Here is an 11,632-nt window from a genome sequence, read left to right on the forward strand (position 1 = left end):
GACCCGATGCTTTCGATGTCCCGTCGCACGATGATCCACCTCGCTGGCGGCAGCCTGGCTGCTACGCTGGCGGGACCGGGGCTGGCGGGACCGGGGCTGGCCGCCAGGCGGACGCTGCGCCCCGATTTTCTGTGGGGCGCAGCGACCGCCGGTCATCAGGTGGAGGGCGGCAACGTCAACAGTGACAGCTGGGTCATGGAGCATCTCCAGCCCAATGCCTTCGCCGCGCCATCGGGCGATGCCTGCGACAGCTATCATCGCTGGCGGGAGGATATGGCGCTGGTCAAGCAGATGGGCCTCAACTGCTATCGGTTCGGCATCGAATGGTCGCGGATCGAGCCTGCGCCAAGCGAATTTTCAATCGCCGCGCTCGATCATTATCGGCGCATGGTGGATGGCTGCGCGGAACTGGGTATCAGGCCATTCGTCACCTATTCGCACTTCACCGTGCCGCGCTGGTTCGCGGCGAAGGGCGGATGGGAAGAATCCGCCAATATCGACCATTTCCTGCGGTTTTGCGAGCGGGCGGCCAAGGCGCTGGGCACCAATTACAGCCATGGCCTGACATTCAACGAGCCCAATCTGGCGGCGCAACTGTCCTGGCAACCCGGCTTCCGCGCGACGATGCCCTATTTCGCGCAGGGCAATGCCGCCGCTGCCAAGGCGGTGGGCAGCGACCGCTTCTCCTCTACCCCCGTCTTCGATGCTGCGCGTGCCGCCCCGATCCAGGCCGAGGCGCATCGCCGCGCGGTGGACGCGATCAAATCGGTCCTGCCGGACCTGCAACTGGGCCTCAGTCTGGCCGTCGCCGACGAGCAGACCGGGCCGGACCCAAGCGGCCTTCAGCGCAAGATCGACCATGTCTATACCCCCTGGTTCGAGGCGGTGGCGAAGGATGATTTCGTCGGCGTCCAGACCTATGGCCGGGCCATTGTCGGCAAGGATATGGACCTGCCACCGCCACAGGGCGTGGAATTGACCCAGACCGATACGGAATTCTACCCGCAAGCGCTCGAAGCGACCGTCCGCTGGGTTGCAAAGGCCACGGGCCGCCCCGTGATCGTTTCGGAAAATGGCGTGGCGACCACCGACGACAGTCGCCGCGTCGCCTTTATCGACGGCAGCCTTGCCGGCTTGGGTCGAGCCATCAAGGATGGCGTCGATGTCCGTGGCTATATTCACTGGTCGTTGCTCGACAATTTCGAATGGAACCGCGCCTATACCGCGCAGTTCGGACTGGTCGCGGTCGATCGAACGACCTTCCGCCGCACCATGAAGCCGAGCGGCTTGCATCTGGGCCGCTACGCGCGCGACAACAGCCTCTAGCGCGCGCCACCTTCCTCCCACCTCGCCAAGGACTGTCTCATGCCCGCTCTCGATCGCCGTTCCTTCCTGGCCACCGGCGCCGTCGTGGGATGGGGCGCGCCGCACGCCATGGCCGCCGACAGGGCGGCGTCGGCAGCGGTCACTGGCCTGCGCACCGCGATGCGTGACGCACCGATCGGAATCGGCGATCGGCAACCGGCGCTGTCCTGGCGCATAGAGGGCGGGGAAGGGGCGATGCAGGCCGCCTATCGCGTGCTGGTCGCCTCCAGCGCCGCGATACTGGCGCAGGATCGCGGCGACCTGTGGGATAGCGAGCGGACACAAAGCGCCGATTGCACCGGCATCCTCTACGCCGGATCGCCATTGCGTTCGGGCCAGACCTGCCATTGGAAGGTCCAGATATGGGATCAGACCGGCAGGCCCTGCTGGAGCGCGCCCGCCACTTGGGACATGGGCCTGCTGGAGCCGGGCGACTGGTTGGGCGACTGGCTGGCGGTCGAGGACGCGACCGAACGCGACGATCGCGTCGCAGGCGCTCAATGGGTCGGCGGCGCAGCCCCCTCGCCTGCCGCGCCGCGGTCGTTCCGCCTCGCTTTTCGCAGCGACACTGGCGATGCGCTGCTGACGATCCACGGCGATGGCGTGATGTCGCGGTTGATGCTGGATGGTGCGCCGATCGCTTTGCCGACCCGCGATCCCAATGCCTTTGGCGGCGCGCCCGCCAGCCGCATGTCGCTGAGGCTGAGCGCCGGCGACCATGTTCTGCGCGTCGATATGGCACCGACACCGGGCTTTTTCGTCAAACCCTTCGTATCGCTTGCCGCGCAGATCCGCCTCGATGGGGCGGCGGGCGCGACCAGGCGGATCACAACCGGCTGGGAAACCCGAATGGGGGACGAGGGCGATTGGGTTCCCGCCACCCCGCTCGATAAACAGCCGATCTTTCCATGGCCGCCCACGCCGGCCCGGTTGCTGCGACGCGCCTTTGCCAGCAAGGGCGAATTTACCCGCGCGCGCATCTATGTCGCGGCCCTGGGCGGCTATCGGCTGTGGCTCAACGGCCGCCGGGTCGATGAGGATGAATTGCAGGGCGAACCGGCCAATTACGCCGCCCACATCCCCTATCGCGTGCATGACGTCACGTCGCTGGTGCAGGATGGCGACAATGTCATCGGGGCGATGGTGGGCGACGGCTATTATGCCAGCTATCAGGCGCCCAACGGCCGCTATGCTTTTGGCGAAGCGCCGCGACGCCTGCGACTGATGCTGGAAATCACGCGGCGTGACGGTCGGATCGAGCATATCACGACCGATGACGACTGGCGCCACACCCGCGCGCCCTTGCTGATGTCTGAAATCTATGCCGGCGAGGATCAGGATCTGCGCCTGTGGCCGGCAGGGTGGAACCAGCCGGGATTCGACGATGCGCGCTGGGATCGCGTCTGGTATGCCCCCCCGCCGACAGCACCATGCGTCGCCGCGATCGCAGACCCTGTCCGCGCGACCAGATCATTGGCCCCGCTATCCATTCGCAGGGTGGGCAAGTCGCGCCATATCGTCGATTTCGGCCAGAATTTCGCTGGCCGCGTCCGGTTGCGGATCAACGGCCAAGCCGGGCAGCTGGTCCGTGTCCGACATGCTGAAATCCTGTCCGCTCAAGGCGAACTGGACCGCAGCAACCTGCGCGCCGCACGCGCCGAGGATCGTTACCAACTGAGCGGCACGGCCGACGTTGAAACGCTCGAACCGGTATTCAGCTATCAGGGCTTTCGCTATGCAGATGTGGATGGCGTCGCCGTCCTGACGAACGATATGATCGCGGGCATCCAGCTTTCCAGTGCGATGCCGGAAACCGGCATGTTCCAAATCGACGCGCCGACCGTGCAGAAACTGTGGCTCAACACGCTGTGGAGCCAGCGCTCCAACTTCATGGGCATCCCCACCGATTGCCCCCAACGCGACGAGCGGCTGGGCTGGACCGGGGACGCGCAGATATTCTGGGACGCGGCGAGCTTCAATATGGATGTCGGCGCCCTCGCCCGAAGGTCTGGGCTGGGGCACAGACAGCGCCACGCCGGGTTGGGCCGATGCCGGCGTGATGCTGCCCTATACCGCCTATCTTCACAGCGGCGATCGCACGGTGGTCGATGAGAATTGGGACGCGATGACCGCCTATGTGGACGGCATATCGGCGGCCAATCCCGACGGACTGTGGAGCAAGGGGCGTGGCGCAGACCTGGGCGACTGGCTGGCGCTCGATGCGAAATCGCCGATGGACGAAACCACGCCCAAGGCGTTGATCGGTACGGCCATGCTCGCGCGGTCGCTGGATCAGCTGGCGCAGATGGCCGCATGGACGGGTCGCTCCACCGAAGCGGCCCGATGGCGCGCGCAACACGGCCGCGTGCGTGCCGCCTTCACCAAAGCCTTCGTCAAGGCGGACGGCACCGTCGGCAACGGCAGCCATTGCAGCTATATCCTGGCACTGCGCCTGGACCTCGTTCCCGACGCCCTTCGCGCCAAGGCAGGCGCTTTGCTCGCGGCGGACATCCGCCGGCGCGGCACCTTGCTATCTACCGGCTTCCTTGGCACGCCCCTGGCGCTGGACGCGCTGGCCGATGTCGGGGAAGGCGGGCTTGCCTGGGATCTGCTGCTGCGCACCGATTTCCCCTCCTGGGGCCATATGGTCAAGCGCGGCGCGACGACGATCTGGGAGCGATGGAACGGCGACACCGGAGACGTGGCGATGAACTCGTTCAATCATTATGCGCTCGGCGCCGTCTGCGGATTTCTCTACCGCCGCGTCGCCGGCATTGATCCGATCGAACCGGGCTTTGCGAAGTTCCGCGTCGCGCCAGTGCTCGACAGTCGCATCGCCCGGTTCGGCGCCCGCGTGGACAGCGTCAGGGGTCGGATCGAGACGCAATGGTCCTATCGAGACGAGCGCGCGCAACTGGAATTGACCGTTCCACCCAATTCTTCGGCAGAAGTGCGCATAGGCAAAGAATTGCGATCGATAGGTCCAGGCAAACACCAGCTCAGCTTTTGAGAATAGCTTTCCAAGGGGCGCAAACATAACGCAAAACAGGAGAGAGACATGAGCGCAACTATGAGATCGTTGGACATCGATCGCCGACAGTTCGTCGCTCTGGTAGCGGCAGGGGGCATCGCGGCATCATTGCCCAGCTCTGCTTCCGCCGCGTCCAGGTCTGGCCCGACCTACGCCGTCCCTGCGAACCGATGGGTTGTCACGACGCAGTCCGATACGTGGCGCTTGGCCGATCACATGCAGCAGGTTGCGCCGCGCACGCCGGTGCCAGGCGATATCGAACTACGGCTCGATGACGCACGGCAGGTCATGGAGGGTTTCGGCGCCTGCTTCAACGAAATGGGATGGGATGCGATCAATTTATTGCCGTCATCCGATCAGGACGCGATCTTTGAAGAATTGTTCAGTGACAGCGGCATGGGATTCAGCCTTTGCCGGATGCCGATCGGCGCCAATGATTTCGCCCGCGATTGGTATTCCTACGACGAAACGCCCGGTGATCTTGCCCTTGAAGACTTCAGCGTCGCCCATGACGATGCCACGCTGGTGCCATTCATCAAACGCGCGCAACGCGTCCGGCCGGATCTCAACCTTTGGGCATCACCATGGAGTCCGCCGACATGGATGAAAAATAATCGCCATTATGCCTCTGTCCCCAATCGCCCTGGCTGGCCCGAAAACGGCCTGAAACCGGACCAGCAGGGCGCCGAAGGCACTGACATGTTCATCCAGGACGAACGCTATTTCGCCGCCTATGCGCGGTATTTCGGCAAGTTTATCGACGAATATGCCAAGCGGAATATCAACATTGGCATGGTGATGCCGCAAAACGAGTTCAACTCCGCGCAACCTTTCCCAAGTTGCTGCTGGACACCAGCCGGCCTCGCACGGTTCCTGCCGCATCTCGGCCGGGAGATGGAACGGCGCAATGTCGACATCTTCTTCGGCACGATGGAGCGGCCCGATGACCGCCTCTTCGAGGCTGTATATCAGGATAAAGCGGCGGCGGCGGTCATTCGCGGAGTCGGCGTTCAATGGGCAGGCAGAGGCGCACTACCGTTTATCGCCCATAATCACCCGACGCTTCGATATTATATGAGCGAACAGGAATGTGGCGACGGGAAAAACGACTGGCGCTACGCGCGCCATGCCTGGACGCTGATGAAGCAATATCTGACCAACGGATGTCATGGCTATAATTATTGGAACATCGCGTTGGTCGATGGCGGCGTAAGCCGTTGGGGGTGGGCGCAGAACTCGCTGCTAAGCGTCGATCGGAACAAGCGGACGTATCGTTGGAACTATGAATATTATCTCCTGAAGCATCTGGCGGGCCTGGTTCGCACCGGGGCCAGACGCATTTCATCGATCAGCTGGACCGGCTACGAAGACGTCCTGGCCTTGCTCAATCTGGATGGCAGCGTCGCGATCATGGCGCACAATCCCACCAGCGCGCTCATGCCGCTCCGTATTGGGGTAGGCGGCAAACTCATCGAAACGGTGCTTCCGGCGGATTCCTTTGGATCACTACTTTTGAAAGCTGAACTCAGCGCCTGAACGGACATGAGGATGGTGTTTTCCATTACCGCGATCCGGCGTTTATTCGAGGACATGAAAAATGACGACATACAGACTTGCAGCTTTGCTACTGACGCTTGCGATCTTCGGAAGCGAAGCCGAATTGGCGGCGCAGCCCAGTACCATGCCCCCGGCGGTGTCCACGGCCGCGCCGAGCGAACCTGACACTATCCTTCTTGCCTCTGCGCGCGGCAAGGCCTCGTCGGAGGTCTGGGCCAAGATCATGGGCAATTATGTCGTCAGGAACGTGACGCAGCCGACGATCACGCCGGTACTGCCCGACCCTGCCAAGGCCAATGGCAAGGCAATCATCGTGGCGCCGGGCGGCGCCTTCATGATGCTGTCCCTGGGATGGGAGGGCTGGAATGTCGCAAAGACTCTTGCCGATCACGGCTATGCCGCGTTCGTCCTCAAATATCGGCTGCTGCCGACTCCCAAATCCGAGGGTGAGGCCGGTCCCTATGTCCTTCGGAAAATGAACGCTGGCCTTATGGGAGAGGGCAAGATGCCCACTCTCCAGAACCCGGACGCGACGCAAGACGGCTTGGCTGCTTTGCGCTTCGTACGCGCGAATGCCCAAAAATATCACATCGATCCCAAGAAAGTCGGCATGTTGGGTTTTTCAGCCGGGGCGATGCTGTCCCTCAATACGGTGCTCTCCGCACAGCCGGGCGAGGGCCCTGATTATCTTGCTTATGTCTATGGTCCCCAGGCCGCTATCGACGTGCCGGCCGATGCGCCGCCGATGTTCGCTGCGATCGCCTTTGACGACCCTCTTTTTCCAACGGGGGGCTTTCCGCTCACCCAGGCTTGGCATCGCGCGGGCAAGGCGGTTGAACTGCACGCGTACCAGTCGGGCGGTCATGGCTTCGGCATGGGATTTACGGGCTCGACCACGTCGCTCATCATGAGCGAACTTCTCGCTTGGCTTGACATGCAGGACCGGCCCGCACCCGCGCCTTGATCTGCGATGACGGGTAGCAACGATCCTGCCACCGGTAGGCTGACGCGCAAGCGACAGCGCGGGTGGTAGGCCAACGGCACTTTCGTCATAAACAGACTTTGACGGTACGGCTCCAGAACGACTTAAAATGGTCGCGACGTGCAGGTTAGCGGACGGACCGCAGCTGGGCATCGGAATTTCACGGCTAAACGTCAACAATGGGCCGACAACGGAGGCAACTGTTACTCGCCAAAGGTAGCGGACTTTCTGTTTTCGCCAGACGTATCTGGCTCCCCTATTCGTTGATGCGCTATCCATGTGTAGTTGTCGGAGTGCCTGTGACCTGGGGGCCATGATCACGGCCTTCAATGTACGGGTAGAGAGCAAGCCTTCATCACGGGTTGTTGCAAGACGCAGGCGCGAGATGGCGTTCTCGTCCGTCCACCAAGGGCGGGTTTGACGCTATGGACGCTCGCGCGAGGCCGACCACGTCAACACGGGCTTTAAGTCGTGCGCAGAGCATTGCTGTCCCGCTTATCTTCCGCTGAACGAACAGTTTTTCAGCGTCTGGGACGTGCCAGGTAGATCGGTCGCCGACCAAAGACGCGGCCTCTGCCTGCACGACAGGCACGAACGCCCGGTCGCCAAAGTCGAAGGGTTCTGGTTTGCCGAGCGCGTCGTCGATGGCCGCGATGATGCGGTCGACGGTGCAGCGGTGCGCGGCGACGGCTTCGACGCCTAGAAAGCCTGTTTCAACCGCTATGTCGCGGATGCCGTCGCGATCATGCGCCAGCCCGGCCGCGATCAGCGCGCGGTAGGACTCGACGGTCTGTACCGGAACGATCCTTGTCGCACCGAAGTCGAGCAGCACCAGTGACCCGGTATCCGGCTGCCACCTGAAATTGGCAAAGTTGGGATCGGTCTGCATAACGCCGAACTCGAAAATTTCGCGAAGGACAAGTTCTATGAGCGTCGTCGTGGCGCGGTCACGGACTTCCTGGCTTGCTTCGGCAAGGGTCTCGATCGGCTGCCCTTCCACGAACTGCATTGCCAGCACGTCGGACGTGGTGAGTTCAGAATGGAGTGCCGGAACCAGGTAGCGCACATCGCCTGCCAAGCGCGCACCATAGGCGCGCATCTGCTCCCCTTCACGCAGATAGTCAGCTTCCTCGTGAAGCTGGCGCTTGGCCTCGGCCAGCAATGGTGACAAGTCCAGCGTGCTCGGGAGCAGGTTTGAGATGCGCAGCAGCGTGGCCACGTTGTCAACGTCGGCATCAATGCTCGCCCGGACACCGGGATACTGAACCTTTATCGCAAGCACCTGTCCATCTGGGAGGATCGCGCGGTGCACCTGGCCGATGGAGGCGGCGGCGATCGGTGTGGCGTCGAAATGAGAAAACCGTCCCCGCCAGTCTGTTCCCCATTCCCTCTTGAGCACGGCGTCAAGCTGTTGCGGAGGCATGCGATACGCTTGGTTGCGGACGGTTGCGAGGCTCGTTGAGAGCTCCGGCGGAAGTATGTCACCGGCATCCATCGACATCATCTGACCAAGTTTGAGAGCCGCGCCGCGCAAATGTGACAGGCGGTCTGCAACCCGCATGGCGTTGCCTGGTGTGAGAAGCAGGTCACTCAACTGCGGGCGCTCGCCGCTGGCTAGCCGGCGCATACCTTCTGCCGCCATGCCACCGGCAATGCCGCCGGCGAGCCGACCAAAGTGACCGAGCCGGGACAATCTTCCCCGCGGGATGCTACGGTCTGGGCGGTCGCCCTTGCCTCCGCTCAAAGCCTTACCATCCCATGCTTCCGGGTCCGCCCTTGAACGGTCCGGCCAGATCGGTTGTGATCCAGCCGCCGTAAAAGCCACCCGGCTGCGGACGCGCGATCTGTCCGTCGACCACGCACCTGTCAAATGGGGCTGCATAGAAGGCGATATGGCCACGCAGGCAATCGAAGTTGGGCGTCGGTGCCGGGTAGCTCCAGCCTACACGGGACAGCACTTCGCCATCGACGATGACGTCCCAATATGTTGCACTACCCTTCCACTCGCAGAATGAGCCGCCGCTGGCCTGACGCAGAACGCCGGTCGCAATATCGTCCTTTGGAATATAATAGCTGGGCGGATGACTGGTCTCTAGCGTCCGCACCGCTCGGCGCGTGTCACCGACGATGACCCCATGATGTTCGATGACGACATGCGCTCCAACAGGCTCGGCCACTGCCGGACGCGGAAAGTCCCACACGCTCACCTGGCCTGGACCCACCGGGTCGCGACGCGGCGTCATTTCGCTGACCGTCCAACAATAAATCGCTGGATGGTGGGGCGGGCCTTCAGGAATCTCACATATGCGAACTCCAGAACCCTGAGTATTGTCGGCGACTTTGCCACCAGACCGAGAGGCCGCAGCAGTGGGATCGCGCGCCACATTGCAGCGAAAGCGGCCGCGCCCGAAAGCAGGACACCATTTTCACTCGCGTGCAGCCGGGCAAGAAGTGTCTGCCGATCAATCGGGCAGATGTCACCCTCTTCGCTCACGTCAATGAAATTGATGCGCCTGCGTGTATCCAATCGACGCATGAGATAAATCTCACGACGACAAAGAGGGCATCCGCCGTCATGCCATATTGTGACTTTCGCCATGATGCAGATGTATGTGGAACGGTTGGGCGTTCAAGCTGACCTTTCGTACGTTGAGTGCGAAGCCGCCAGAATAACAGATTGTTAGTATTTAAGGGACCGAACATGGGCCGCTATGCGACCGGAAGGGGTCGGTGGTGACCGAAGCTTAGCCGTGTGAGTGCGCCGCACCGACGGTTTGACGCATGCGCCCGGGAGCGATACCGCCGCCGCATGATCGCCCTGCTGTCCCCTGCCAAGACACTCGATTTTGAGCGCGCATTGCCGCCGCTTGATGCTTCAACGCCGCATTTCGCCGAGGAAGCGCGCAGCCTCGCACGATCTGCTGCAAACCTGACGCGGAAACGGCTGTCAGAGTTGATGGATATCTCCCCGCGCCTCGCCAAGCTCAATGCGGATCGTTTCCGCGACTTCGCCGATCTGCCTGAGCGGCCGGCGCTGTTCGCGTTTGCCGGCGACGTTTACACGGGCTTTGACGTGGACACACTGGATGAGGCCGGCGTCGCGTTTGCGCAGGATCATGTGCGCATGTTGTCGGGCTTGTACGGCCTGCTGCGGCCGCTAGACGCCATCCGGCCCTACCGACTTGAAATGGGTACGCGCTGGGCACCGCGCCACAAATGCCTGACCGACTGGTGGGGCGACCGTATTGCGCAGCTGCTGCTTACCCAGCTTGCTGAAGAGGGATCCGGCGTGGTGCTCAATCTCGCCAGCCAAGAATATTTTGCGGCCGTTAAGGGCAAGCTGGCAGGCGTGCGCGTAATCGATGTCGAGTTTCGCGAACCCGGTCCGAACGGCCCACGGTTCGTAAGCTTCAACGCCAAGCGTGCGCGCGGCATGGCGGCACGCTGGCTCTGCGAACATCATATCGCTGATGTGGAAGCGATGCGCGGCTTTGACAGCGAAGGGTACCGTTTCGACGCCGACGAGAGCGATGCGGAACGCTGGCGCTTCACCCGGACATGAGCGGGGTCGGCAAAACTTCCGCCGTCATTATTGGCGCTTCTGGCGGGATCGGCGGAGCATTGGAAGCTGCGCTGTTGGAGGAAGGTGCGTTCGACGTCGTTCACGGTTTTGCGCGGTCTCGGGAAGGGCCACACTTTCTCGACCTGCTCGACGAGACGAGCATCGCGGCGGCCGCCGCCCATGTTGCCAATGGCCCAGCGCCGACCCTGGTGATTGTCGCCACCGGTCTACTTCATTCAGGCGAACAAGGGCCCGAAAAGGCATTGCGCGATCTCGACCCGGAATGGCTGGCGCAGGTCTATGCCGTCAACGCGATTGGACCCGCGCTCGTGGCGAAGCATCTCCTGCCGATCATGCCCAAGGTGGGACGCACGGTTTTTGCGGCGCTGTCAGCGCGTGTGGGATCCATCAGTGACAATCGCCTGGGCGGATGGCACGGATATCGCGCGTCGAAAGCTGCACTCAACATGCTCATTCGTAACCTCGCGATTGAGGAGCGCCGTCGCAACGATCGGGCGATCGTCGTGACGCTGCATCCGGGCACGGTCAATACCCCGCTTTCGCGCCCGTTCCAGGGCAACGTCCCCATGGGACGGCTGTTCGATACAGAGCGCGCTGCGTTGCAATTGCTGGACGTGATCGAGGGGTTGAAGGTGCCTGACAGTGGAAAGCTCTTCGACTTCGAAGGCGAGGAAATCCCTTTCTGACCGCTTGACACAAAAGATGCTTCTTCGCTGGGTATATCCATCCCAACATCTCCGAGATTTATCGGCGCAAGGTCGAGCGACTGACGCAGGCTCTATCACAGCCGGAAGAGCGCCAGGAAGCCGCCGATGCGTTGCGGACACTGATCGAGCGCATCGACCTTACGCCAGGCGCGAAGCGCGGTGAGGTCAACGCTGTGCTATACGGCGAGTTTGGCAGGATCCTGAAGTGGATCGAGCAGCGTCGACTAGCCGAGAATGCACAAAGCCCCGGCGCTTTGGCGTCGGGGCTTTGTAGAATGTCGGTATTGTTGGTTGCGGGAGTAGGATTTGAACCTACGACCTTCAGGTTATGAGCCTGACGAGCTACCGGGCTGCTCCATCCCGCGACGGCAACGATAAAAGGGCGACCTTTTGGGTCGCCCTTTTAT

General features: G+C 62.2%; 9 protein-coding genes, 1 tRNA gene and 1 pseudogene. 7 read left to right on the forward strand and 4 right to left on the reverse strand.

Annotated elements, in window-relative coordinates; translation table 11 throughout:
- Window positions 1-6 precede the first annotated feature (6 nt).
- The 5 genes and pseudogenes from Q0D44_RS17115 (at window position 7) to Q0D44_RS17135 (ending at window position 6,917) form a co-directional block, all read left to right on the forward strand.
- Window positions 7-1,326, forward strand: a complete 1,320-nt coding sequence (locus Q0D44_RS17115) for a family 1 glycosylhydrolase (RefSeq protein ID WP_294138142.1) — start codon at window positions 7-9, stop codon at window positions 1,324-1,326.
- Window positions 1,327-2,214: 888 nt separating this feature from the next.
- Window positions 2,215-4,072, forward strand: a pseudogene (locus tag Q0D44_RS17120) (family 78 glycoside hydrolase catalytic domain); the annotation flags it as partial.
- The gene (locus Q0D44_RS17125) at window positions 4,073-4,375 is read left to right on the forward strand and encodes an alpha-L-rhamnosidase C-terminal domain-containing protein (RefSeq protein WP_294138150.1); all 303 of its coding nucleotides are present in this window, start codon (window positions 4,073-4,075) and stop codon (window positions 4,373-4,375) included. It abuts the pseudogene before it with no gap.
- A gap of 48 nt (window positions 4,376-4,423) precedes the next feature.
- A complete protein-coding gene (locus Q0D44_RS17130; RefSeq protein WP_294138143.1) occupies window positions 4,424-5,932 on the forward strand; it encodes a hypothetical protein in 1,509 nt (502 codons plus the stop codon).
- A gap of 61 nt (window positions 5,933-5,993) precedes the next feature.
- Window positions 5,994-6,917, forward strand: coding sequence for an alpha/beta hydrolase (locus Q0D44_RS17135; RefSeq protein ID WP_294138144.1), 924 nt, complete (start codon window positions 5,994-5,996; stop codon window positions 6,915-6,917).
- A 373-nt stretch (window positions 6,918-7,290) separates the two neighbouring features.
- On the opposite strand, the gene Q0D44_RS17140 is transcribed toward Q0D44_RS17135, so the two are convergent.
- From Q0D44_RS17140 to Q0D44_RS17150, 3 genes are read right to left on the reverse strand one after another with little or no spacing between them, the layout of a single operon-like run.
- The gene (locus Q0D44_RS17140; protein ID WP_294138145.1) at window positions 7,291-8,628 is read right to left on the reverse strand and encodes an AarF/ABC1/UbiB kinase family protein; all 1,338 of its coding nucleotides are present in this window, start codon (window positions 8,626-8,628) and stop codon (window positions 7,291-7,293) included.
- A 55-nt stretch (window positions 8,629-8,683) separates the two neighbouring features.
- The gene (locus tag Q0D44_RS17145; RefSeq protein WP_294138146.1) at window positions 8,684-9,178 is read right to left on the reverse strand and encodes a DUF427 domain-containing protein; all 495 of its coding nucleotides are present in this window, start codon (window positions 9,176-9,178) and stop codon (window positions 8,684-8,686) included.
- Entirely contained in the window at window positions 9,175-9,534 is a 360-nt protein-coding gene (locus Q0D44_RS17150) for a DUF393 domain-containing protein (RefSeq protein WP_294138147.1), read from the reverse strand. Before Q0D44_RS17150 ends, Q0D44_RS17145 begins: the two co-directional genes overlap by 4 nt.
- A gap of 210 nt (window positions 9,535-9,744) precedes the next feature.
- Between Q0D44_RS17150 and yaaA the strand changes: the two genes are divergently transcribed.
- Complete coding sequence (gene yaaA, locus Q0D44_RS17155) at window positions 9,745-10,497, forward strand: peroxide stress protein YaaA (RefSeq protein ID WP_294138148.1); 753 nt, start codon at window positions 9,745-9,747, stop codon at window positions 10,495-10,497.
- The gene (locus Q0D44_RS17160) at window positions 10,494-11,204 is read left to right on the forward strand and encodes an SDR family NAD(P)-dependent oxidoreductase (RefSeq protein WP_294138149.1); all 711 of its coding nucleotides are present in this window, start codon (window positions 10,494-10,496) and stop codon (window positions 11,202-11,204) included. Before yaaA ends, Q0D44_RS17160 begins: the two co-directional genes overlap by 4 nt.
- A gap of 309 nt (window positions 11,205-11,513) precedes the next feature.
- On the opposite strand, the gene Q0D44_RS17165 is transcribed toward Q0D44_RS17160, so the two are convergent.
- Window positions 11,514-11,590: transfer RNA gene (locus Q0D44_RS17165), tRNA-Met, on the reverse strand.
- Between the last annotated feature and the right edge of the window lie 42 nt (window positions 11,591-11,632).

The sequence above is a fragment of the Sphingobium sp. genome (genome assembly GCA_023266575.1).
GTDB lineage: Bacteria > Pseudomonadota > Alphaproteobacteria > Sphingomonadales > Sphingomonadaceae > Sphingobium.